General features: G+C 59.8%; 29 protein-coding genes. 3 read left to right on the top strand and 26 right to left on the bottom strand.

The genetic code is table 11. The features are described 5' to 3' along the window. Positions 1-93: 93 nt before the first annotated feature. Positions 94-1020: a LysR family transcriptional regulator gene (locus AO353_RS16845; RefSeq protein ID WP_054595973.1), complete on the top strand. Its 927-nt coding sequence runs from the start codon at positions 94-96 to the stop codon at positions 1018-1020. On the opposite strand, the gene AO353_RS16840 is transcribed toward AO353_RS16845, so the two are convergent. From AO353_RS16840 to AO353_RS16830, 3 genes are all read right to left on the bottom strand, one after another. Further along, complete coding sequence (locus AO353_RS16840) at positions 1017-1379, bottom strand: diacylglycerol kinase (protein WP_054595972.1); 363 nt, start codon at positions 1377-1379, stop codon at positions 1017-1019. The two genes, AO353_RS16845 and AO353_RS16840, sit on opposite strands and share 4 nt — an antisense overlap. A 75-nt stretch (positions 1380-1454) precedes the next feature. Next, positions 1455-2105 (bottom strand): response regulator transcription factor ErdR, encoded by a 651-nt coding sequence (gene erdR, locus AO353_RS16835; RefSeq protein ID WP_054595971.1) that lies wholly within the window; start codon positions 2103-2105, stop codon positions 1455-1457. Positions 2106-2330: 225 nt separating this feature from the next. Next, positions 2331-3089, bottom strand: a complete 759-nt coding sequence (locus AO353_RS16830) for a tRNA-uridine aminocarboxypropyltransferase (RefSeq protein ID WP_054595970.1) — start codon at positions 3087-3089, stop codon at positions 2331-2333. A gap of 190 nt (positions 3090-3279) precedes the next feature. On the opposite strand from AO353_RS16830, the gene AO353_RS16825 reads away from it, so the two are divergent. Further along, the gene (locus tag AO353_RS16825; protein WP_019692124.1) at positions 3280-3705 is read left to right on the top strand and encodes a PA3611 family quorum-sensing-regulated virulence factor; all 426 of its coding nucleotides are present in this window, start codon (positions 3280-3282) and stop codon (positions 3703-3705) included. 8 nt (positions 3706-3713) lie between these two features. Here AO353_RS16825 and AO353_RS16820 read toward each other — a convergent pair whose 3' ends face one another. Beyond that, positions 3714-3908 carry a hypothetical protein gene (locus tag AO353_RS16820; RefSeq protein ID WP_054595969.1) on the bottom strand — a complete coding sequence of 65 codons (195 nt, stop codon included), beginning with the start codon at positions 3906-3908 and terminating at the stop codon, positions 3714-3716. Between the two features lie 504 nt (positions 3909-4412). On the opposite strand from AO353_RS16820, the gene AO353_RS16815 reads away from it, so the two are divergent. Then, on the top strand, positions 4413-5534 hold the full coding sequence (locus AO353_RS16815; protein WP_054595968.1) for an LOG family protein: 1122 nt from the start codon (positions 4413-4415) through the stop codon (positions 5532-5534). Positions 5535-5576: 42 nt separating this feature from the next. Here the strand turns inward: AO353_RS16815 and recX are convergent, their stop codons facing one another. The 22 genes from recX to AO353_RS16705 form a co-directional block, all read right to left on the bottom strand. Next, positions 5577-6044: a recombination regulator RecX gene (recX, locus tag AO353_RS16810; RefSeq protein WP_054595967.1), complete on the bottom strand. Its 468-nt coding sequence runs from the start codon at positions 6042-6044 to the stop codon at positions 5577-5579. 8 nt (positions 6045-6052) lie between these two features. Beyond that, a complete protein-coding gene (gene recA / locus AO353_RS16805; RefSeq protein ID WP_054595966.1) occupies positions 6053-7105 on the bottom strand; it encodes a recombinase RecA in 1053 nt (350 codons plus the stop codon). An 83-nt stretch (positions 7106-7188) separates the two neighbouring features. Then, a complete protein-coding gene (locus tag AO353_RS16800) occupies positions 7189-7689 on the bottom strand; it encodes a CinA family protein (RefSeq protein ID WP_054595965.1) in 501 nt (166 codons plus the stop codon). A gap of 82 nt (positions 7690-7771) precedes the next feature. After that, on the bottom strand, positions 7772-8308 hold the full coding sequence (locus AO353_RS16795) for a lysis system i-spanin subunit Rz (RefSeq protein ID WP_054595964.1): 537 nt from the start codon (positions 8306-8308) through the stop codon (positions 7772-7774). Further along, a complete protein-coding gene (locus AO353_RS16790) occupies positions 8290-8853 on the bottom strand; it encodes a glycoside hydrolase family 19 protein (RefSeq protein WP_054595963.1) in 564 nt (187 codons plus the stop codon). Before AO353_RS16790 ends, AO353_RS16795 begins: the two co-directional genes overlap by 19 nt. 18 nt (positions 8854-8871) lie before the next feature. After that, positions 8872-10020: a phage tail protein gene (locus AO353_RS31570; protein WP_146016071.1), complete on the bottom strand. Its 1149-nt coding sequence runs from the start codon at positions 10018-10020 to the stop codon at positions 8872-8874. An 11-nt stretch (positions 10021-10031) separates the two neighbouring features. Then, on the bottom strand, positions 10032-10631 hold the full coding sequence (locus tag AO353_RS16780; protein WP_054595961.1) for a YmfQ family protein: 600 nt from the start codon (positions 10629-10631) through the stop codon (positions 10032-10034). Then, positions 10619-11659: a baseplate J/gp47 family protein gene (locus AO353_RS16775; protein ID WP_054595960.1), complete on the bottom strand. Its 1041-nt coding sequence runs from the start codon at positions 11657-11659 to the stop codon at positions 10619-10621. Before AO353_RS16775 ends, AO353_RS16780 begins: the two co-directional genes overlap by 13 nt. Then, positions 11649-12047 (bottom strand): phage GP46 family protein, encoded by a 399-nt coding sequence (locus tag AO353_RS16770; RefSeq protein ID WP_054595959.1) that lies wholly within the window; start codon positions 12045-12047, stop codon positions 11649-11651. Before AO353_RS16770 ends, AO353_RS16775 begins: the two co-directional genes overlap by 11 nt. After that, a complete protein-coding gene (locus AO353_RS16765; protein ID WP_054595958.1) occupies positions 12047-12556 on the bottom strand; it encodes a phage baseplate assembly protein V in 510 nt (169 codons plus the stop codon). Before AO353_RS16765 ends, AO353_RS16770 begins: the two co-directional genes overlap by 1 nt. 106 nt (positions 12557-12662) lie before the next feature. Then, positions 12663-13703, bottom strand: coding sequence for a phage baseplate assembly protein (locus AO353_RS16760; RefSeq protein WP_054595957.1), 1041 nt, complete (start codon positions 13701-13703; stop codon positions 12663-12665). 3 nt (positions 13704-13706) lie between these two features. Continuing rightward, the gene (locus AO353_RS16755; protein ID WP_054595956.1) at positions 13707-14945 is read right to left on the bottom strand and encodes a DNA circularization protein; all 1239 of its coding nucleotides are present in this window, start codon (positions 14943-14945) and stop codon (positions 13707-13709) included. After that, complete coding sequence (locus AO353_RS16750) at positions 14932-16695, bottom strand: hypothetical protein (RefSeq protein ID WP_054595955.1); 1764 nt, start codon at positions 16693-16695, stop codon at positions 14932-14934. The genes AO353_RS16755 and AO353_RS16750 overlap by 14 nt, the downstream gene beginning before the upstream one ends. A 130-nt stretch (positions 16696-16825) precedes the next feature. Continuing rightward, entirely contained in the window at positions 16826-17122 is a 297-nt protein-coding gene (locus AO353_RS16745) for a phage tail assembly protein (protein WP_054595954.1), read from the bottom strand. After that, entirely contained in the window at positions 17119-17466 is a 348-nt protein-coding gene (locus AO353_RS16740; protein ID WP_054595953.1) for a phage tail tube protein, read from the bottom strand. Before AO353_RS16740 ends, AO353_RS16745 begins: the two co-directional genes overlap by 4 nt. Before the next feature lie 66 nt (positions 17467-17532). Next, on the bottom strand, positions 17533-19029 hold the full coding sequence (locus tag AO353_RS16735) for a phage tail sheath subtilisin-like domain-containing protein (protein ID WP_054595952.1): 1497 nt from the start codon (positions 19027-19029) through the stop codon (positions 17533-17535). Further along, a complete protein-coding gene (locus tag AO353_RS16730; RefSeq protein WP_054595951.1) occupies positions 19029-19211 on the bottom strand; it encodes a DUF2635 domain-containing protein in 183 nt (60 codons plus the stop codon). The genes AO353_RS16735 and AO353_RS16730 overlap by 1 nt, the downstream gene beginning before the upstream one ends. After that, entirely contained in the window at positions 19208-19792 is a 585-nt protein-coding gene (locus tag AO353_RS16725) for a phage tail terminator protein (RefSeq protein ID WP_054595950.1), read from the bottom strand. Before AO353_RS16725 ends, AO353_RS16730 begins: the two co-directional genes overlap by 4 nt. A 124-nt stretch (positions 19793-19916) precedes the next feature. Continuing rightward, positions 19917-20945: a phage tail protein gene (locus AO353_RS16720; protein WP_054595949.1), complete on the bottom strand. Its 1029-nt coding sequence runs from the start codon at positions 20943-20945 to the stop codon at positions 19917-19919. A gap of 9 nt (positions 20946-20954) precedes the next feature. After that, on the bottom strand, positions 20955-21167 hold the full coding sequence (locus AO353_RS16715) for a tail protein X (RefSeq protein ID WP_054595948.1): 213 nt from the start codon (positions 21165-21167) through the stop codon (positions 20955-20957). Continuing rightward, entirely contained in the window at positions 21160-21543 is a 384-nt protein-coding gene (locus AO353_RS16710; protein ID WP_054595947.1) for a phage tail protein, read from the bottom strand. Before AO353_RS16710 ends, AO353_RS16715 begins: the two co-directional genes overlap by 8 nt. Next, positions 21543-23744, bottom strand: coding sequence for a phage tail tape measure protein (locus AO353_RS16705; RefSeq protein WP_054595946.1), 2202 nt, complete (start codon positions 23742-23744; stop codon positions 21543-21545). Before AO353_RS16705 ends, AO353_RS16710 begins: the two co-directional genes overlap by 1 nt. Positions 23745-23769 lie beyond the last annotated feature (25 nt).

Raw genomic sequence — 23769 nt, 5'->3', positions numbered from 1 at the left:
CAAGAGAGCAGTGCGCAATTGCATCGCATTCTAATGGCAGCGACAATATCTGTTAACTGGATTATTAAGATAAGGGTTATCGGTTATATAGATATGCGATTTACTCTACGTCAACTTCAAGTCTTCGTCGCCGTCGCTCAGCAAGAGAGTGTGTCTCGTGCTGCCGGCCTGCTCAACCTTTCACAGTCAGCGGCCAGCACCTCGATCACCGAACTCGAGCGTCAATCCAGCTGCCAATTGTTCGACCGCGCCGGCAAGCGGCTGAGCCTCAATGCCATGGGCAAACAATTGTTGCCGCAGGCGGTGGCCCTGCTCGACCAGGCCAAGGAAATCGAAGACCTGCTCAACGGCAAGTCCGGTTTCGGCTCGCTGGCGGTCGGCGCCACGCTCACCATCGGCAACTACCTGGCAACGTTGCTGATCGGCAGCTTCATGCAGCGCCATCCGGAAAGCCAGGTGAAGCTGCACGTGCAGAACACTGCCAACATCGTGCAACAAGTCGCCCACTATGAAATTGATCTGGGTCTAATCGAAGGCGACTGCAGCCACCCGGACATCGAGGTACAAAGCTGGGTCGAGGATGAATTGGTGGTGTTTTGCGCCCCGCAACATCCGCTGGCCACCCGTGGCCAGGCCAGCATGGAGGAGCTGACACACGAGGCATGGATCCTTCGCGAACAAGGCTCAGGCACGCGCCTGACCTTTGACCAGGCCATGCGTCACCACCGAAGCGCCTTGAATATTCGGCTTGAGCTGGAACACACCGAAGCGATCAAGCGCGCGGTGGAATCTGGCTTGGGGATTGGCTGTATATCGCGGTTGGCGCTACGCGATGCATTCCGCCGCGGCAGCCTGGTGGCGGTTGAAACACCAGACCTGGATCTGGCGCGGCAGTTTTATTTCATCTGGCATAAACAGAAATATCAGACGTCGGCCATGCGCGAGTTTCTCGACCTGTGCCGCGCTTTCACCGCCGGGGTTCAGCGCAGCGACGAGATCGTTTTGCCGACGATTGCCTAAAGCAGAATCACCGCCCACACCATCACGATCATGCTCAGGGCCATTAACTGAGCAGCGCTGCCCATGTCCTTGGCATTTTTCGACAACGGGTGCCGATCGAGGGAAATCCGGTCAATGGCCGCTTCCACGGCCGAATTGAGCAACTCGACGATCAGCGCCAGCATGCAGACGGCAATCAGCAAGGCACGCTCGACGTGGCTGACGTTCAGCACAAACGCCAGCGGAATCAGGATGACATTGAGCAGCACCAGTTGACGGAAAGCAGCTTCGCCGGTGAAGGCTGCACGCAGGCCGTCGAGAGAATAACCACCTGCATTGAGAATGCGCTTGAGACCGGTTTGACCTTTGAAAGGCGACATAGAGTAGGCAACTGAACCAGAAGAAGTAGAAAAGCTAGATCAACAGAAGTTAAAAAAGCGTGAATGAAAGCGCCGTTAGTGGCTCGAAATTGACTCAAGTTGTTGCAACAACAACGCCGCCTGAGTCCGGGTACGCACCCCCAACTTGCGGAAGATCGCCGTCACATGCGCCTTGATCGTCGCCTCCGACACACTCAACTCGTAGGCAATCTGCTTGTTCAGCAGACCTTCGCAGACCATGGTCAATACACGGAACTGCTGTGGCGTCAGACTGGCCAAGCCTTCGCTGGCAGCCTTGGCCTCGTCCGAAACGCTGACCGCTTCAAATGCCTGCGGCGGCCAGAAGACATCGCCATCCAGCACAGAGCGCACCGCTTGCTGAATCACTTCCAGTGAACTGGATTTGGGAATGAAACCGCTGGCCCCGAATTCACGGGAGCGCACCATGATCGAGGCTTCTTCCTGAGCCGAAACCATCACCACCGGAATCTGCGGGTATTGACCGCGCAACAGCACCAGCCCTGAAAACCCGTACGCGCCCGGCATGTTCAGGTCCAGCAGCACCAGATCCCAGTCAGCCTTTTCGGTCAGGCGGGCTTCCAGCTCGGCAATGCTCGCCACTTCCACCAGACGAACCTCGGGGCCAAGGCCCAGGGTCACGGCCTGGCGCAGCGCGCTGCGAAAGAGAGGGTGATCATCGGCAATCAGGATTTCGTATGTGGCCATTTTTCAAATGATCCTGTTTTTTATGGCAGACCCGATGCATTCAGGCCTAGCCAAGGCAACTCGAGGTACCACCAGACAGCGGCACCAACAGGGCACGTTCAACGCCAAGAACCCATAAAACCGGCGTTTCAATCTCGGCCGCACCCTAATCGGCGCCAAGGATGCCCAGCGAAGCCTGGGTGGTCAAGCCGCAAACCTGCGGTTACCTGTCAGTATGGGCGACTCTCAGGACATGACCGGCGCGGTGTGTTCAACGAAAGGCAGCAATTCTGTATGGGCCGGGGTCGAGACATTCATTTCCAGTTGATGCTTGGCATCGAGGTAATGCTGGCTGAACACATCGAAATAGGCATCCAGTGCCGATGCAGCGTCTACATCCCCTGCCAGATCCAGGCACAACGCAGCCACTTCCGCGGTGCACAGGTGTTCGCTGCGGGTAGACCTTCGCAGGCGGTACCGCGAGAGTTTTTCGGGGAGCAGGCTCAGAATCGGAAACCCGTCGAAATAAGGGCTTTTCCGAAAAATCTTCCTCGCCTCGGTCCAGGTTGCATCCAGCAGGATGAACAGCGGGCGCTTTTCGCTGGTCGCCTCGACGGTATGAGTCACGCGTTCGGGAGCAACGTATTCGCCGGGAAAGACCAGATAAGGCTGCCATTGCGGGTCGGACAAAAGCTTGATCAATTGCGGGTCGATCTCGGTACGCGACCAGATAAAGGCAAAGTTATCCCTGACCACGTCTGCGATCAGCCAGCCGGTGTTGCTCGGTTTGAACACTTCCTTCCTGGTCATGATCAGGCAAACACCGGCCCGTGATTCGACCTGGGGACGCCAGTTACATAGGCAGTGGCTTTCGATCACCCGGCACGTATGGCAACGGGGCGCCCGTGAACCGCGGGCCAGAAAAGGCTTGGTGCTCTCCTCTTCTCGCTCATCGCGCAGACGGGCTACGGCGTTCGTGGCAAAACGTTGGGCTGCATCGCTCATCGCAGGCAGCACCGGCTGGGAAGGGATATCGACACAAAAAACACTCGGCAAGGCAGAAAGTCGCGGCAGTTTACCAGAGCAGCTCGCCCAAACCTGTACCGCCTACCCCCCGCTCGCCTATAATCCGCCGCCACTGAACGCACCGCCATGTGGCTGGTCGAAGCACCAGTCACTGAACCAGGAGAGTTTCATGCTGCGCCTTATCGTCCCCACCGCTGCCCTTCTGCTGGCCCTGCCCTTCAGCGCTCAAGCAGCCTCCCTGAATGACTTGAATCTGGGCAAGATGCTGGAAAAGGTTGCTGCGGAAAGTAACGTCGGCCTGCCTCGGGAAATCAATGAGAACCTTCTCGACCAAGGTTATACGGTCGATGGCAAACAGCTGATCGACCACATCAGCGTGCAATCGGCTTATGCCGACGAAATGCGCGCCAATCCGAAAGTGGTTTATCTGCAACTGGGCGCCAGCGTTTGCCGCAACGTGAACTACCGCAAGCTGATGGCCAAGGGCGCGATCATGCGTTACGACTTTTCGGAAAACAAAACCAATCGCCCTGTAGGCTCGGCCAGCTACCAGGAATCGGATTGCCCTGCGCAAACGGCGCAAAAGAAAAAGTAATCACTTAATCAGTGCGAACCTGCGCGTCGTTGCTCGTCATCGGCGCGCAGCTCTGCCACCAGCGCCTGCAAATAAGGCGAGCGCCACTCTTGGCCTTCCAGGCGCCGACGACATTCCTCTTCAAGGCTCACGTGATTGCGCGCGGCCGCCGACTGCAGCAATCGATACAGTTGCGCATCGACCTCCAGAATCACCAGGCTCATAGCCTGCCTCCTTGCACTTGATCGCCAATCATTGCGCGATGATCCCCTACCGCTCCTGAAGCCTTGCGCCTTGCCCTGGACGCAATGCTGTCGTGTTGTGTCTGTAACTGAGTAAATCAGAGCCTTGGCCGTCCGACACAGGTTCTGACGAGCGGTGACAGTCGGTTGTGAACTCGCAATAAGTGATTGCCAGCGAAGACTTTCGAGGACCATGATCAAGTCAGCGCAACTCACCACGAGCGTCTAGATTCAATGTATTGGTGTTTAATGTCCGGGGCAGAAAAGGGGCTGCCCATTCAGAGTCCTGTCGTGCGAACGTTTCTTTCATCCAAGGGATAAGCAGAACCCGTCTGGATGACTCGACCGCCACTTCAACGCTTCATGGTCAGGTCGGGTCGGGTGTAGTGCCCAGCCCTCTTGCGGGCTGAGAGCGACACAAGCTGTGTCGCGGCTCAGGCGAATTTCTCGTTCGAGCCGAAGGTTCTGTGTAGAAGGAGAAGTTGAATGCCTTACCAACCGAATGAGCTTCTGGTGCGTCATTTTCAGAGCATCGGCGTCGATCTCACCAGCAAGATCGAAGAGCAACTCAACCTGGTTTCACCCAATAGCCCGAATATTCCGATTTATCGCGACATGATGTTGACGGTCCTGCGCATGGCGCAAGAAGACCACAATCGCTGGAACGCCAAGATCACCCAGCAAACCCTGCGCGAACTCGAGCATGCCTTCCGTGTGCTGGAGCAGTTCAAGGGGCGGCGCAAAGTGACCGTTTTCGGCTCGGCACGTACGCCGGTTGAACATCCGCTGTACGCCCTGGCCCGGGAACTGGGCGCAAAACTCGCCCAATCGAACCTGATGGTCATCACCGGTGCCGGCGGCGGCATCATGGCCGCCGCCCATGAAGGTGCAGGCCGGGATAACAGCCTTGGATTCAATATCACCCTGCCCTTCGAGCAGCATGCGAATCCGACCGTAGGCGGCACTGCCAACCTGCTACCGTTTCACTTTTTCTTTACCCGCAAACTGTTCTTCGTCAAAGAGGCCGACGCACTGGTGCTCTGCCCTGGCGGCTTCGGCACGCTGGACGAAGCCCTGGAAGTACTGACCCTGATCCAGACCGGCAAAAGCCCGCTGGTTCCCGTGGTGTTGCTGGATGCTCCTGGCGGCACGTTCTGGGAAAGTGCGCTGAACTTCATCCGCAATCAATTGGAGGCCAACCATTACATCCTGTCGAACGACCTGAAGCTGATTCGTCTGGTGTACACCGTCGATGACGCTGTGGCGGAAATCAATCAGTTCTACAGCAACTTCCACTCCAGCCGCTGGCTGAAACATCAGTTCGTGATCCGCATGAATCACAAACTCAGCGACCAGGCGCTCGAGCATATACAGGAGGCCTTTGCCGACCTGTGCCTGAGCGATCACTTTCATCAACATACTTACGCTGGCGAGGAGCACGACGAGGCTCAGTTCAGCCATCTGGTACGGCTGTCCTTCACGTTCAACGCCCGTGATCACGGACGCCTGCGTGAACTGGTCGACTACATCAACCAGCCGGAAAACTGGGCCACGGCTCAGCCGCCCCAGACGCCACAACGCAAACGGGAACAGATCAAGGTTACTTGAGCAAAAAAAGGCCCGACTATTTCAATAGTCGGGCCCTTTCAGTCAGTCATCCATTCCTCGGCCGCTGAACAAGCGGCCAATCATTTCCATGGAGTATCCCCGATAGGCGAGGAAGCGCCCTTGCTTGGCGCGCTCGCGGGCGTCTATCGGTAAATGCCCGGCAAACTTGCGTCGCCAGGTCTCCTCCAGGTTCTCCTGCCAACTGATTCCGCTTTCACGCAGGGCAAGTTCGATATCGGCACGTTGCAAACCACGCTGGCTCAACTCTTCGCGAATGCGCAAAGGGCCGTAGCCGGAACGGGCACGGTAGGAAACGAAGCTTTCGAGGTATCGGGATTCGGACAGCAGCCCCTCTTCCGTCAGACGGTCGAGTGCTGTATCGATCATTTCATCAGAAGCGCCGCGCTGACGCAGTTTACGCGTCAGCTCGACTCGACCGTGCTCGCGTCGTGCGAGCAGGTCCATTGCGGTTCGCCGCACCGCGACGAGGGTATCGAGTACGGCGGTCATCGGATCAATCAGATATCAGCGTCAGCCAGATCATCGGCAGTCTCTTTGACCGGCGAAGCCTTGACGTCTGGAGTCGGCGTCAGCAGCTTGTCGCGAATCTGCTTCTCAAGAGTGGCTGCGATGTCCGGGTTATCCTGCAGGAACTTGGCCGAGTTGGCTTTGCCCTGGCCGATCTTGCTGCCGTTGTAGGCATACCATGCACCGGATTTCTCAACGAAGCCGTGCAGTACGCCAAGGTCGATCATCTCACCGTTGAGGTAGATGCCCTTGCCGTAAAGAATCTGGAACTCGGCCTGACGGAACGGCGAAGCCACCTTGTTCTTGACGACTTTGACGCGGGTTTCGCTGCCGACCACTTCATCGCCTTCTTTCACCGCGCCTGTGCGGCGGATGTCCAGACGAACCGAAGCGTAGAACTTCAGCGCGTTACCACCGGTGGTGGTTTCCGGGCTGCCGAACATCACGCCGATTTTCATCCGGATCTGGTTGATGAAGATCACCAGGCAGTTGGCGTTCTTGATGTTACCGGTGATTTTACGCAGCGCCTGGGACATCAGACGGGCTTGCAGGCCCACGTGCATGTCACCCATTTCGCCTTCGATTTCAGCCTTCGGAACCAGGGCCGCCACGGAGTCGACGATGATCACGTCAACTGCGTTGGAGCGCACCAGCATGTCGGTGATTTCCAGGGCTTGCTCGCCGGTATCCGGCTGGGAAACCAGCAGGTCGTCGACATTGACGCCCAGTTTGCCAGCGTACTCCGGGTCCAGGGCGTGCTCGGCGTCGACGAATGCGCAGGTCGCGCCGGCTTTTTGAGCCTGGGCGATCACGGACAGTGTCAGCGTGGTTTTACCGGAGGATTCAGGGCCGTAGATTTCAACGATACGGCCTTTTGGCAGACCGCCAATGCCGAGTGCGATATCCAGACCCAGAGAGCCAGTGGAAATAGCCGGGATCGCCTGACGGTCTTGATCGCCCATACGCATCACGGCACCTTTGCCGAATTGACGTTCGATCTGACCCAGGGCCGCAGCCAAGGCTTTCTTCTTGTTGTCGTCCATTAAAGTCCTCACGTAATCAATAAGGCCTGACGGCCAACACCTGTATAAGTAGCCAGTATTATTCCACAGCGTTTCGGGATCGCCTACCCCTCATTTGAGATTTCTCCGGCGGTATACTGCAGCAACCCCTCTAGCGCGGCCTTCACCGTTTGTCGGCGGACCTCACCGCGGTTACCGGGGAAGTGTCGGCACTCCGAATACACGGCATCTCCGATCCCCCAGGCCAACCACACGGTGCCCACCGGCTTGTTCGACGTACCGCCGTCCGGTCCTGCAATACCGCTGACCGCCACGGCAAAACGCGCGCGACTATTGTGCTGGGCGCCACGTACCATGGCTTCGACCACTTCACGACTGACCGCCCCGACCTCGGTGAACAACTCGGCGGGCACATTCAGTTGCTGGGTCTTCTGCCGATTGGAATAGGTGACGTAACCCGCCTCGAACCACGCCGAGCTGCCGGCGATTCGGGTGATCGCTTCGGCGATCCCGCCACCGGTGCAGGACTCGGCCGTGCTGACGTGGGCATTGAGCATCTGCAAACGCCGGCCTAGTTGCGCGGCAAGCTGGGTGATTTCGTTCACGACTCTCTCCTAGATCAGGCGGGCATGCGCACTACCGTACACGAGCGAATCACGCTTGCAAGACGCAGGCTGGATCAAAATGTTAGCGAGCAAGCGCTCTGACATAGGCCTGACAGGCCTGCAAGGCAATCAGTCCGCGGTCGCCTGTGTCGGTGATGCCGATAATTCGTTGAGCATGCGCCGGCTCAAGTCGGGCTCGTAGGGTTCCATGAACCACGCCGCCGGTGCCGGAGGCGGCTGACACAGCACAACCGGTGTCGGCTTCACGGGGGTCGACAAGGACTGACAGGCGCAAATCAGCAGTGGCAAGACGGTCGCGCAGGCGACCTTGATCACGTTGTGCATCGCTCAAGGCCTTTGAATAGGTTTGATCGCTGGCCTGAAGACGCTGCTCCAGGGCCAGGCGCTTGTCCTGTTCGGTGCGCTGTTGATTCGCCGCCGCCAGGGTCAGTTGGTTCAGCGCCTCGCCGTGCAACCTGGCTTGTTCCGCCAGTTGCCGACCGTAACGCCAATCCTGAAGGTGCCAGGACGCTGCCGCAGCACCGCCAGCCACAATGGCCAGCAGTACAGCGACGCCAATCATCCGGTAAGAAACCGGCATCAGACCGAAGGCTGGCATAACACCGCCCTCGCCCGTGTCCAGAGCTGCAAACGTTCTTCCAGCCCGTTCAACCCGCCGTTGATCCTGCGGGTGATGCTGTTGAACTGCTCACGATCGGCCAGTTCATTCAAACCGTTCAGCTCCCAGAACCAGGCCGCCGATTCGGCCGCCCATTGAGGCTGCTCGAGCAACTCTGGCAGGGTCAGCAAACGCTCATCACCGAACAGTCCAAGGCTGCATCGACGATAGTTATCGCGCCCGGTGATCTGAATCAGCCCACGCCCCCGATAGCGCTGACCATCACCGTCAACTTCAGGCGTATTGCCCAAGCGGACGGCCAGCGTGCCGGTATCGTATTTGCTGAGGTACTGGTCGCTGCCCAACTCACGCACATACCGCAACTGCCCCGACTCATGGCCGATTTGTGCAAGGAATGCGGCGATGCGCTTGGGGGTGTTGATGTTGTGGCGGGTCATGGCGGTGTTGAGGGCAGAAACGAAAACGCCCGCTTGGAGGCGGGCGTTGGGCATTATTTTGAGCAGCTGCTGTTCTGTAAGAGGCATAAACCAATGTCCTATTGCTTAGTACTTGATCACGTACAGCAACGCGATGTTGCGAGGGCGCGATTCATTGCCGCCGACCGCCGCCACAGTAACGGTGTGAGCGTGATCGCCAACGGCAGCTACCGCAACGGAGTGGGCGTGGTCACCCACCGCATTGATCGCCAAGCCATGGGCGTGGTTGCCCCCTGCTGCGGTCACCGCGTTATAGTCGCCCGGCCCACTGCCGGTGCCCTGACGACCAAAAGAGGTGTTGTTACCGTTGGCATAAACGCCATGCTGGTGATCTCCGGAATTGTTAGTGATGCCGGTATGGGTGTGGGTACCTGCGCCTCCTGTCGAGGCGCTATGGTTATGTGTACCCGCGCCGGCAGTCGAGGCCGCGTGGGTGTGCGAGGCATTTTGTCCGCCTTGCGTACTGCCCATTTCCCGTGCGGCATCGACTCCGCGACCATCGTCCCAGCCACGTACAAATTCACCGCGCAGATCAGGCAGGGCAAAGGTCGTATTTCCATTACCAGCACCAAAACGTGTACCAATGGCTGCAAAAAGCGCGGCATATTGCGTGCGAGAAACGATTTCACCATTGCATTTCAGCCAGCCTTTTGGCGGCTCCGCAGTCGCTACAGTTTTGATGTCACCAATATCACTGCCGGTCTGCTTGATCATTCCGGTGCTGGCGACCATCACCCAGGCACCCTCTGCAATCGAGCTGTTCCATTGCACCCAAACATCACCTGCGGCAGTGATCTCTCCTTCCTGGACCGCGTTATGGTCGGTACCAACGATGGGTTTGGCAGCCAGTCCGTTAGGCGAAAAGGTACTCGCGCCGGTATTGGCGTGTAACGCTTTGAAGCGCAGTACCAGGCCGTCAACCAGATTGATGAGCGCCGGAGCATAATTGGCCGCATAGGCATCGGCCTTACCGGTGTCCAACGCATAATCAACCAATCCTGCCTGGTTGATTTTGCGTACAGCCAACAGCAATTGCCCAAGCTCGACTTCGTCAGGAACAACCCCTGCACCTTTGATCACAGCCAACAACTCTTCTGTAACCGAGTTCCCCCACGCGGCAGGTATCAGTGACCCCGGGGTGCCATTCAACGGGTTCTCGTCGACAAACTTTCCATTTACCAGCCCTACGCTGGGCACACTCTTTGGATAATCCACTTTTCTATTCCCTAGTCATAATTGATTTTCACCTGCGTATGAGCAGGTGCGTTTCGGTGTATCAGGCACTCCAGCGCCGAGCCCGGGTTCATGCCAAAACGCTCGCCCCAGTAACTGGCACCGAAGCGGCGACCCAGCAGGAGGCGGCCGCCGGTATTAAGCGTCCACATAAACTGAGCCTGCCATGTACCGAAGTGCGCCGATCCAAACCTTGAGCTCCCCATGCGTGGTGCTCGCGATTGAGTGACGGTGGCATTTGGATAGCCCTGGCTACGGGCGATTTCAACGAAGTACACAGCGGTCTGGGCCCCGACCGCGAGCAGCCGCCGGCGTACTGCGAGGCGGCGGTCGTCGAACAGCGGGGTCAGGCCCAGGCATGGATCGGGCAGGTTCATCACCCGTTCCCAGTCCGGCACCAGTTCGCTGACGCCGGCCGGGTCCATTTCGTTGAGCAGGTCGGCGGCGCGGGCGTCGAGACGTGCCAGTTCCTGGGAGACGCCTTCCAGCACTTGCTCCAGTTCCGGCACTCGCTCCGGATCCCAGGCCGGGCCGCTGGGCAGCAGGCTGCGCAGTTGGGCCTGGTATTGCTCGGCGGTTCTTATTGCAGCCATACGCAGCCTCCGAACGTCAGCAACTGATTGCTCGCGGCCGTAACGTCGGCGGCTGGCGCGACCAGTTTGTGATCGCTTTCGCCAGTGGCGCTGCTGATGGCTTCGGCAATGTGGGTCAACAGCAAGGTTTCCCCGAGCCCGGCCTCACGGTTGTGCAGGTCGCGCAACTGCGCTTCGACGGCGGCGCGCACGGCGCTGGTGTCGGGGGTCAGGCGCAGACGGTAGGTCACCGGCAACTGCACCGGCGCCAGCACATGCAGCTCGGCAGTGACCGGGCGCAAAGGCTCGATGTATGCCTGGACCAACGCCAGTTGTGTCGCATCCGGAACCGGTTGCGGGTCATCGTCACGCATGACGAACAAACCGACAGTGCCTGGCCCCAGATAGCTGCCGCGACACCAGGCGCGGGTGATTCCGGGGCACTCCAGCGCCCAGGTTTCATAGTCTTGCGCCGAGCCGCCGTGAGGAATGATGCGGTACGAGCGAATCACCCGCGAGCGCAGCGATTCGAGGCTTTCGCGGGCAATGCCGCCAGTCAGGCCCGGCGCCAGCACGGTGAAGACTCCGCCGATGCCCTGGATCGGTTGCACCGGGATCAGCGTCATGCCTGCATCCGCATTGCCGAGCGATCCGGCGTCCAGCGCGGCGATGGTGGTGCTGTTGAGGCCATTGCTGGTGGTGAGCGCGGCGGTCACTTTGTAGGTGCGACCGTCGCTCGATTGCAGCAGGGTGTCGACGTCCAGCACCGCGCCCGCCGTGGCGCTGAAGCTGACGCTGCCGCGGGCGGATTGCGCCGCTTTACGCGGCTGGTTGAGGCGTAGCGCGGCGATGCGTTCCAGGGTCGGTTCATCGGCCTTGTCCGGCAGAATCTGCTCGGCGATCCAGTCCAGATAGCCATACAGGCCAAAGGCTGCACCGCCGAGGGTTCGGGCCAGAACTTGCGCATCGGACTGGCGCAGCGAATCGCTGGCCAGGTCGCTTTGGGTGCGCTTGATCAGCACCGGCAGCGAAGGCGTTTCAAACGGCATAGGTCACCTGCCAACTGTGTTCAGGGTTGATGTCCAGACGCTCACCGTCGGCCAGGGTCAGGACCGTGCGCAGATTCAAGCGCTGGTCGTCGAGGCGTTCGCTGAGGATCTCGATGGCGCTGCAGTGGCCATCGTCGATCAGCCATTGCAGGGCTTCGCGGGCATAAAATTCGGCGTCGAGCTGGGTCTGCCGGGTCAGCTTGACTCGGCGCAACAACCACAGGCGCGAGCCGATTCGGTCGTCGGCCACCGTGGGAAAACTGTCGCCCCACCAGCCGAAGCGTTCGTCGTCATCGAGGAAGTCATCGTCGGCGGCGCGGCGCCAGGTGAAGAGGCTGATCAGCACCGAACGGGTCAGTGCAGTTTTGAGGTCATGACTGATAAACATCACTGGCCTCCTGCGGGGGCAGCGGTCTGGCCGTTGCCCGGCTGGACGCCCGGATGCACGTGTTTGATCTGGCTGATACCACCGGCGATCTGGTCACCCTGGGAGACGATCTTGCCGGTCTGGGTCAGGGTCGGCGTGTCGATGTTCACAGCGCTGCTGGCGCGGATGTTCAGCGTGCTGGTTTCGATGTCGATGATCCGCCCGCGCTTGAAGTGGACCTTGTCCCCTTCGTCGGTGTAGATCGCCACTTCACCGGGCGCCAGCGCCTTGAGGCGATAGCGGCGATCGGCGACCACCAGTACCACGGCGTGGGAGCGATCGCCGCCGAGAAAGGTCGCGATACCTTCGGCACCGGCCAGCGGGTTGCTGGTGAAACCGTAGGGTTCGAAGTGCTCCATGTCGTCGTTCACTTCGCCGGCAGTCAGGCGCATTTGCAGCGATTGCAGCTTGGTCGCCGAATTGGCGAGCACGACAGTGCCGCGCGCCAAGAGGCGTGTCAGTAGGCTCATTATGGGTTCCTCGTAGGAGCACGGCTTGCCGGCGATAGGGGCAAATGCGCTGGGTCAGACAGGACGCTTCGCGGGCAAGCCTTGCTCCTACACAAGTGCGCCGTGCTCAGGATTTTGGGGGTACCGGGTTGGCGTCGAAGGTATGCGGCGGCGCCACTTGCAGGGTGGTAATGGAGCCCTGTTCAGAGAGCGAGTAAGTGACCTTCGAGATCAGCATGTCCTGATCAAAACCCAGCACTTTGTCGATCACCCTGACCTGCGTGTTGTGCCGCCACAAATCGCCGTTGGATTGCCGCCAGCCTTGCACGCGATAGGTCGTCGTCAGGGCCTTGCCAGTGCGGGTGGCGCTTTCCCAATCGGCGCGTTGTTGCGCCAGTTCTGGCGTCAGTTGCGCACTTTCGCTGATCACCGTGACCCGTTTGCGTTGGGCCGTAGCATCGGTCGCCACACCCGACACCTCGCTCACCGCACTGCCGCTTTTGCTGTCGCTGCCCTTGTGCTGGCCGATTACCCGGTATTCAGAGAAGACCTGGCTGAAATCCATCGGCGCGTTGGCCGAGAGAATGTTCTTGCCCAGTTCCAGCACATCACTGGCCCGCCCGCCGCTGCCGGGTTTCGCCAACAGCACACGGCCTTCGGCATCGTCGGTGGAGAACACCCGATACAGGGTCAGCAAGCGGTCGATGGACTGAAACACCGTTTCTCCCGGGACGATGCTGTGTTTATTCAACTTGGCGGTTTGTGCGATCTCGCTGACCACTCCCACGCCATAAGGCGATGCCAGGGCCTGGACGATGCTCAGCACGCTTTGTTCCTGCCATTGGCTCGGACGATTGATCGCCGCGCAATCCACCAGGTCCCGGGTCAGCGAACTGCCCTCGATACTCAGACTGATCTGCTTGCCATCGTAACTGACCGGTGCCTTGTAGACGTGTCCCGTGAGCACCAGGTCGCAACCGATCCGCACTTGGCAACGTGAGCCGGGTTTGATCGGCACCGCCAGGGTTTGCCCCGGCCATTGCCAGGTGATGTTGAGTGTGAAAGTACGGAACTGACGCTCCAGGTCCGCACTGATTTCCACACTTTTCCAGCCGCCATAATCCAGACCGTTAACGGTCAGGCTGACGGCGTTTGCAAGGTCGGTCATGGTCTACTCCCGGGCGATTTGCAGGCCGCCCGGGGGCAGGAATCCAAAGTGGATCACCCCGTTGCGTTGCGTCACTTCACTTACCCGAGTGGCATCCCCCAGGTATTTGTAGGTGAGCACCAGTGCCGGCATGCTCTGATTGGGAGACAACGTGATCAGCCGCACACCGGAAGATGCCACCGCCGTCAGATGCCCGAACAGTTGCTGGCGCATGGCGTTGAGCGCTTGATAATGCACAGCGTCCGCCTTGAGCGCGGCTTGCCAGATCGCTTCATTGAGCGCATCGCGCAAGGTCAGCACATCGTCGGCCACCGGCACGTCCACCCGCTGCACCGGCTGCACCGCTTGCTGCGCGAGGGACGGCGTGGAGTTCAATTTGACCACCGGGGTCGCCACCGGCATTCGCGCCACCTGATAGCCGAGCTTCACCAACAACGCGTCCTGCACCAGATTGGCCATGGCCTGAGCCGCCGCCACCGTGTCCTTGCCAGTGGTGAGCTTGGGAGCGTCGATCTTTTTCACCGCTTCAACCTGCTGCGAAGCGCTGGCGAGCACGCCACGGTAACCCTCACGCGCGAAGTCCCCGAGTTCCTTGATGTCGCCCAGCAAACCCTTGAACTCCGCGCTCACTTCACGGGGCAATTCCTTGATCGCCTTGACCAGCAAACTGAGCTCCTTGTAGGTCTCGATCACCTGCTTGAACTCATGCTCGATGACCTCGTAGACGTCTTTGAGGCTGTCGCGCAGCTCCTTGATGCCGATCCGTGCCGCCTTGATGAGGCTCATGGCATCTTCGAAGCGACCTACCATCGATCCCAACAAGCTGTCGGCCGACACCAGCAATTGCTCGCGAGTGTTGACCTGAGCGGTGGGGAACTGCAGCGGCTGGTCGGGGTAGAACTTCAGGGCGAACGTCACCAGCCCGCCGTCCTGGCGGGTCTGGGTCATTTCGCATTCGCCGACCTTGACCTGCATCCGCCCCAGCCACGGATGAACCAACTCACCCGCGCCCTCCTCCAGCGCCTTGAGCAGTTTGTCACGCTGCTCCAGGCAATCCGGCCCGACGATAAACGCCATCAGGTCGTGGATCTTCGCCTGTTGGCCAAGCCCCTCGAAGAACGGCTGGTCACGCTGGGGATACTCATGCAACTGACCTTTCTGGCCGACCGGGGTTTTCGCCTGATCGACCCAGAATCCGACGCCGCGAAACGACGCTGGCAACAAACGATCACGCCAACTCATTGGAACCTCCTAGAGACAGTGAGCGATAGCCAATCTGCGACGTCACGGCCAGGCCAGGCTGGTTGGTCTGTGGTTGATCGGTACGCATGCCGGCCGGTGCATTTTCAAAGCGCACCGTCAGGCCGCCTTCCAGTTGCGCACGGTTGTTGGCGGCGCTTTGTTGCACCAGGGCGTTGGAGCCTTTCGGCAAATCGCTCGACAGCGACGCTTGATCGCTACTGGCACCGAAAAACGCTGGCGCCAGTTCACCTTTGCCTTCGGCGTTGGTTTTCTGTTGCGCCTCGGTCAAGCCTTCGACCTTGCCGGTGATCTTCGCGATGAAGCCACTGACACTGCCGCCGAACAGGTCCTTGATCGGTTCGATAATCGCCTTGAGCTTTTCCCACAGCCCACTGAACCACGCGATGATCGGCGTCCAGTGCTCGGTAATCATCTGCATCGGTGACCAGTCGAACAGCGTTTTGAACAGCTCCCCGACCGGGGCCGTGACACTGGTCAGCGAGTCCCACAAGCCTGAGAAGAACTCACTCAGTGGCTGCCACGCCGCACTGACCTGCATCATCGGCGACCAGTCGAACAGACCTTTAAAAAAGTCCACCACCGGTTGCGCCATCACCTCCAGGGTTTGCCACATCCCCGAGAAGTAATTGCTCAGCGGGTCCCAGGCTGCGCTGACCAACGCCATCGGCGACCAGTCGAACAGGCTTTTAAGGAAGCTCACCACGGGCACGGACAATGCCCGAAGTAAATCCCAGATTGCTGAAAACAATCCAACCAGCGGTTGCCAGTTGCTGACGATCATCCCCAACGGAGTCCAGGAAAACAGCGTCTTGAAGAAGTCGATCACCGGCACAGCAACGGCTTTGACCCCTTGCCAAAGCGAACTGAAGAAGCTGCTGATCGGACGCCAGTTGGCGATGATCATCCCCAATGGCGTCCAGCTGAAGATCACCTTGAACGCTTCGAACAGCAGCGAAGCCGCCGCTTTGATAACGTCCCAGAGCGCAGCGAACACCTGACTGATCGGCCCCCAGTTATTGATGATCAGCCCCAGCGGCGTGAAGGCGAACATCGTCTTGAAGAACTCGACCATCGGCATGACAACCGGTGCAATCTCTTGCCAGAGCCCGGCGAAAAACGCCGAGATCGGCTTCCAGTTTGCAACGATTACCCCAGCCACCAACGCAATGCCCATGGCTATCAGCATCAGCGGACTGGTCTTGAGCACCGTGCTCATCAGATCAAGCGCTTGTGAAGCACCCGTAACCGCCGATTGAATCGCCGAGAACGCGATAGCGCCCGCGGCAATGCCCTGGACCAGTTCCGGGTTGTCGTTGAGCAACGTTCCGACGCCATTGAGCAACGGCTCGAGACCGACCACCACCGCGCTGACTGCCGGCATTAATGCGGCGTCAACCGCGACCGAGACCTTGTCCATCGAAGCGCTGAAAACGTTCAGGTTTTGCGCAGCACTTTTGGGTACGCTCGGTACATCAACGCCTTTTGCCAACTCACTGACTTCTGCCAATTTGCCCTGGAACGCTGCCGCCGACTTGATACCTTCGACGAAGGGCGTGACCACGCTGCCGCCCTTGAACAAGCCGCTGATGTCCAGCCTGCCCATACCGGCCTGCTCAAGGTTGGTTTTGAAGCCATCGACTTTCGCCCGAAGGTCCTTGAGTTTGGGTGACAGTTCATCGATGCCGGTCAGCAAGACCGCTTTTTTCTCAATCTTTTCTGTCTCTGCCATCACTGCACCTGCTGCATCGCATTGATCCGTTGCGCGTGCTCCAGTGATTCGCGGAGCACGTCCAGTGGCCTGGCCATCATCTGTTCGGGGTCAACCTTCCAGAACCAGGCCAGGTCATAGGCGACAGCGATCAGGTCGGTGATGGCGCCGATGCCGCACTCATGAAAAAACTCGCGACAGCCCAGCTCAGCGCGTTGAGGTCAGCCAGATCCAACTGGTTGACCGACGACGGCGGAATGCCGGCGCAGACCGCGATGTATTTGGCCGCGACGTCCATGTCCAGGCTGACTTCTTCGCTCTTGTCGATCTTGTACGGCAACGCCTTGATCGCCCGCACCTCCTGCACCGTCGGACGGCGCAGGGTCAGTTCGGTCAGCGGCTCGCCGTGGGCCTCGATGGCCACTTGCAGCTTCACGGCTTGAGTCATTGCCAGGTCCCCTTCACACCTTCGAAGACCAACGCGATAGACGCGTCATCGCCCTTGGAAATCGGCGCATCGACCAGGTAGGCACCGGCCAGCACGAAGACTTTGCCGTTGCTGAATTCGCAGGTGACAGTCATGTCGGTACCGGCGATTAGCTGCTTGAGCGGGAAGTCCGGGGTGTGCAGTGCCGTCACCTTGAACGATGGGGTGATGTCGGTTTCCTTGTAGAAACCCGGCACCAGTGTTTCGCGTTTGGTGGACATCAGCGGCGCTTCGCAGCCACCGTTGATGGTCAGTTGAGCGCCGTCCACTTTGACGTAGCAGGTGCCCGCAATCAGTTGACCCATGGTGTTTCTCCCTTCAATAAAAAGCCCACGCGAGGTGGGCACAAATCACACAGTGAAACGCGGCACTCAGGCCGCGTTGTCGTACTGCAAACGGAATTGGTTGAGCAGCGCGAACACGCGCAGGCCGTTGATGTAATCCGGCGGGAACAGCACGTTGACGCGGCTCGGGTCCTGGCTGTCGCGCTCGACGATCAGGTGCTCGGCGAACAGCTCGGCGTTCTCGACGTGGCCTTCCAGCTCGAGCTTGGCGTACTGGGCGATCAGCTCACCGCGAATGGTGCTCGGGGTCACGATCGGCTGGCCGGCACCGAAACGGGTGCCGTCGGCGGCCAGTTTGTGACGGCCGTACTTGCTGGTGATCACGCTTTGCAGGCGACGCACGATGAACGCCGACTGGTGCATGGTTTCGCTGTCCAGATAGGAGTTGTCTGCCTGGCCGTAAGCGTTTTTCTGGTAGGTGGTGATCGCCCGCTGAATGCGCACGTAGCCGCCTTCGTAGTACGCGGTAGCGATGCCGTAGTTGAGCAGCGACTGGCGCTCGGTCAGGGTGAAGCGCTCACTGGCCGGAGCCGGTTCAACGCCCGGCAGGCTGCCGCTTTGGGTTGGACGGCTGGCGTCGGCAGAGATGAACACCGAAGTCCGCGCAGCCAGTGCGGCAGCCTGAACCCAGAACGGTTGAGGGACACCCAACTCCAGCGCCTGAATGGTCATGTGCTGGTCGTTACGGGTTTGACCGGCGGCGACCAGAGTGCCAACGGTGCCGCGTTTGGCGGTGTAGACGTGACCGAACAATTGCTTGGCCCACGACCAACGACCGACGCTGTCATCCATGACGGCTTGCCAGGTATTGAGGGTTGCAGTGTCAGTCCACGGCATGCAGATGAATTCGAACGGCTCATCACCCAGCGCTGCGACTGCCGCTACTTGATCCGGCACGCCAGCGCCACCGGCCATTGGGGTGATGGCGGTGGTCAGGCCAGCCGGTGTGTCTTCGCCATTGCTCTTGCCCAGGCGATTGAACTGCAGGCTGATGTCGTTGGCGCTGTCACCGGTCCATTTGGCGGCCAGGGTAATCACGCCTTCGACCGCAGCGGCGGTGACCGGCAAATCGGCGCTGGCGTTGATTTTCAGAGCCAGTGCAGTCGCTGCCTGAGCCGCGGTTGCAGCATTGACCACGGCCGCTTGAACACGCACGCCACCAACGTACAGGTTGAGCACACCGCTTTCCGTTGCGGTGCCAGTCAGGGTCAGCACACCTTTGGCAATGCTGCCCACGGTGTTGTGCACCGGCAGGCACCAGATTTCGCCGACCGGATCGGTCTTGCGCCAGGTCTCGTACATCGAGGCCAGCATCGAGCCTTGGCCGCCGATGCTTTTGGCCAGCGCCACGCTGGACACCAGCACCAGTTTGCCGACTTCGGCGCTGGCAACGTTGTCGTTGACCTGAGCGACGATCAACCGGCGCATGGCCGACGACGCGCTATTGGCTGCCGAATTGTCCATCTCGGCGTAGAACAGCGGAACACGAATGTCCGCAGGAATGTTGCTGAATCCGATCGCCATTATTTGGCTCCCTGTGGTGTTGCCGCTTCCACGGCTTTGGTAGTGATATCGCCATCGGCCAGACGTCGACGCCACCAGGCGTTGTCCGGCACTTCACGGCCTTCGAGAGGCAACAGATCGCCCGCTTCCGGGTCGGGCACGGCACGGCCTTCGGCCGGCAGCACAGTGATGCGTTTGCTCATTGCTTTACGTCTCCAGAAAAAGTCAGTTCCAGGCGCCCGTCAGGCCCCGGACGTTTCAGGTTGGGGTCCGCCGGATCGATCGCATCGACCCGCACGGTCACCCCGGCAAAGGACGACAATCCGTCCAGTTCACGCTCGTGCCAGCTCTCTGCCGGCTGACCTGGCAGATTGCGGCCGAGCTGAAACTCGGTAAAAAAGCGCAGGCGATACAGCGCACGACTGCTGTTGATGGAAACCAGTTCGCCGCCGTCGTAGACGATGGCGTCGTAACCGCTACCGGGCTTGAAACCCACCAGTGCGCGCCAGAGTTCGGCGCGCAGGTCGTGCAACAGATCCAGCGCTTTTGTAGCGTCCGTGGTGTCGAGCACCAGGGTCACTTCGAAACGGTCGCGGATCGGTTGCAACATCAGGTTTTGCGCCACGCTTTTGCTCGCCAGATCGGCGAGCGGCACGAGGTAGGCACATGGGGTTTGCAGCGGTGTGTTGGTTTGCAGCGTGGCGAGGTCTAAGCCTGCGGCCACGCGATTGGCCAGGGTTGGGCATTGCTCACGCAACTGCGTGAGGATCGGCGTGATCTTCATGAGGGCGCTCCAGCGTTTTATGAAAGGCACCGCTCTTGTAGGAGCAGAGCTTGCTCGCGATGGCGGTGCGTCAGTCGCGGTGATGTTGAATGTGCTGCCGCAGGCGATCTGACCGGAACCTGGATCAGGCGATGGCGTCAGCATTCGGGTCAAGGCAAGTCGCCTCGATCATGCAGCGATAGCTATTGGTGCGATCGCCGCTGGCGGTGACTTTATCGATCGACCAGCGCCCACGCATAAAGCCCGGCCACGTGTCGTCCAGCACTACCAACCCTTCAGCCGAAAAGTCAGGATTACCCGGACAGCTGATTTTTACCTTGAGCTTTTCACGGCCCATTTTGCGCACTTCGGCTTCGCCGACCGCCTGCGCTTCTTCCGCACTTTGGCAGCGCTGGCGCACGGTCTTGAACGGCGCGAGCCCGGTTTCAACCACCCGCAGCAAACCGGCTGCGGCGTCCCACCAACTGATCTTGCAGCCCTGGCTTTTGCCCCGGGCGGAGTCATCGAGGGTGGCGGTAATAAACGCATGATCGCCGGGGCGATTGTTGTGGGTGACCGACAATTTCACGTCCGGCAATACTTTGCCCGACAACGATTTGACCTGACCTGGCCGAGCCAGCACATACAGCTCATTGACCGGTTTGGCGATGGCGCCGTACTTGCTCGCCAAGCGCGTGATAAAACCCATGTCGGTTTCATTCGACTGGTCGATGTGCTCGACCTTTTTCAGCGCCAATGCCGGGTCCACCCTCGGCGAAAAGCCGTGCCTGGCTGTCAGCTCGCGAAACAATGCGCCGAGGGTAGTCGGGCCATGGCTGGCCGAGCGGCGCTGCTGAAATCCGCTCTCGTCTGCCGCACTGAACGGTGCGGCGGTAGCCACCAGCGATACGCGAAACGGGAACAGCGTCGGCGTGCGTCGGGTTACCAGAAACTGGCCTTTATCCACCAGCCCGGATTCCAGATAACCCACGCACAAGCCGACTTTCCCGCCCAGGCTCGGCAGCCCTTCAAGGCCTTCCAGATCGAGCACCAGAGTCAGTTGATCGGACTCGATACCGGCGGCATCAATGTGTTCCCAACTGATCAGGCGCTGATTGATCAGGGTCGCGTTGGCCCCGTAAATTTCTATCGCTGGCGTGAACCCCAATGCCATGTAACCTCCTTAATCCCACGCGGTTACCGGTGTGGTCGCTACGGGTCTGGATTCAAGTTCCGGCAGCACCACCCAGATGCCTGCTGGCAGTACCGGAGCCTGCTCGGCCAGCGTCGGGTTGAGGCGCCACAGCGCCTCTTCAGCCAAATCATCACAACGTTCAAGCTCGCGGTAGAGCAACAGATTCACCGAGTCACCGGCCACCGTTCGTACCTTACGCATTGACGAATTCCTCCAACGTAATCGACCAATTGATCAACATCGCCGTGCCGTCATCAATCACATCGCTTTGGGTTTCCGTCACATCATTGATCCGCCATAAACCCCAGTTGCGGCCAATGCCATCGACCAACGGCAGCGGTACTCTCATTGCTTGCAAGGCGCGCAATTCATCGAGCCGGTCCATGGCCACCGCGTACATCGCCTTGCCGGTTATCGTCAGGCTTTGCAGGCCTTGACCGGTCTGGCTGGACTTGGGCTTGCTGGTCAGGATATCCACCTTCACCCAGCCGCCGTCCGACTTGCGCACCAGACCGCTGTAGGCGAAGTTGCGTGACAAGCCGAAAATGAAGCTTCCGAGTGCCATTTGCTGCCTCATCAAGCCACCCCGTCAGTCAGGGCCGTGTCACGTCGCACGGCGAGTTGATTAGTCGTTGTCATCAGTCCGAATTGCCCGGAAATATGCTGCACCACCAGGTTTGCCAGTTGAGCGGCGCTGGCTTGATCCTGACCATTGATATAAATGTTCGCGGTCAGTGCATTTTGCTGACTGGTGGCCTGGGTGTTGGTCAGGTCTTTACTGACCTGGTCCGGAGCGGCGAGTTTGTCGGCAGGCGCTGCGAGTTTTTCACCCAGCCAGGCACCTGACTCACTGCCCATCCAGCCGCCTACCAGCCCGCCAAGAACTCCACCGATGGCAGTACCCAACAGCGGAACGACACTGCCCAAGGCGGCACCCGCGGCCGCACCGGCCGAAGCCCCCGCCCAGCCACCGCCTGCAGCCCCAAGGCCTGCTCCCACCATCCGGGTGTTGCCGACAAGCAGACCCTCGGTCACATCAGCGACGGCGCTGACTCCTTTCAATGGACCGGGAAGCTTGCGGGGTATCGAACGCATTGAGGCAGTCAACCCGCCCCAGCGAGGAGTGCTCGCACGCGAGCCTCGCGGACTCACACGCACAGACGGACCATTTCTGGGTTCTGGACTCCTGTTTGTCTCGCTGGCATTCGGTTTGTCCGTCCGGCCTTTGTTTCTGAAATCGTCGGAAATCGCCTCACCCAATCGATCAGGGAGCCGTGCGGCCACCCCACCCAAGACTCGCTTGGCCATCCGATTGGTCAGCTCATCCGTTATGGCCTTGAATAGCGCCCCCACCAGCGGTTTGATCGCCGCTGCAACCAGCACAATGGCAGCGGTGGTTTTCGGGGAGGCTTCAGCCAATTCACTCAAGCCGTCCACCAGCGAACCAAGCGAGTGGAGCGAACTATCCGTCACGGGCGCCAGAGCATTACCCGTGGCCACCGACAGACGATCATTGCTTGCACTCAAGACGTTCCACTGGCCTTGCCGGGTTTTCGACAGTGCGAGTGCGTCTTGCCTTACCGAGCCCTTGTCACCCAGCTCCGACGTGGCGTACTGGGCTTTGTCTTTTACCTGCCAGAAGGCGCCATTCACATCGGTAAGGTTTTGCGCCATGTTCAGCGCGGGCTTATCACCATCGCCAAATAGCGTGGAGGCAAGCGTCGCGCGATTCTCGGCAGGTTGCGCGTTCAAGGCCGCAAGCACCGACATCACCGTGCCAGGCGCGGCGTCCTTGTCACGCAAGCCGCTCGCCACCGCTTTCGGCTCCAGCCCCAGCTGCTTCCAGGCCGCTTGCTCGGTTGCCGAGGCCTGATCACCCTTGCCCATGACCGTGGTGATGCTTTTTAGCGCTACGCCGGCCTCAGCCTTTTGCGTACCGGTATTGAGCAAGGCCGCCGTCAACGCTGCGGCTAGCGCAGGGGACAGGCCTGCCGCCGTTGCCGCAGCACCGTCACGCTGCAGGACGGCACCGATATCGGCCGCTTTCGCACCATTGGGTATCTTGCCCAGATGGTTGGTTGCATCCGCCAGGTCAAAGGCTTGAGCACCGTTGAGCTTCATGGAGGTGCGCCAGCCGACCATCATCTCGGCGACATCCATGGCCGGCATTTTGAACGCCGACGCGGCGACGCCAGCGTCACTGGCGAAGCGCTGCAGCTCTAACTGCCGGTCCGACGCATTGGGCAGATCGCTAACGATTCCTGCCCTGGCAGCCAGACTTTCAATCTTCACCAAATCAACTGCCTTGGTCCCCCCGGCCGCCACCAGCGGAGCGCTGGCAATGTGCTGGGTTGACTGCGCCATCTCTTCGCTCTGGCGCGGGGTAAATTGGGTTGCCTGCTTCAGATCGGCCATGGCCGAATCCATCGCTATCGCGGGTTTGAGCAGGTCCGGCGGTTCGATACCGCTACCCGGCTTGCCCGCACTCTTTTGCTCGCTGGCCGGTTCACTCTTGGCACCGGCTCCCATCGTTTGGGGCAACAATCGTTGCGACGAAAGTTTCAAGGTCAACGACTCGATAGCCGTCGTCAGCAGACCGAGCTTGAGCCCGACGTTTTCCAGCGCCAGACCGAGGCCAGACATCTGATCCCTGGCGGACGTGCCCGTACCTTGTGCTGACGCAACGCTCGTCACTGCCGTAGTCAGGCTGGTATTACCGAACGCCAACCCGCTGTCGTTGAGGGCCGCGTATTTGAGCGAATATCTATCGTCCGCCATCCCGCTCTACTCCTGTTTCACGCCA

Source organism: Pseudomonas fluorescens, assembly GCF_001307155.1.
Taxonomy (GTDB): domain Bacteria; phylum Pseudomonadota; class Gammaproteobacteria; order Pseudomonadales; family Pseudomonadaceae; genus Aquipseudomonas; species Aquipseudomonas helvetica.
Note: the sequence above shows the minus strand (reverse complement) of the source record. Positions and strands in the feature narration are given on the sequence as shown.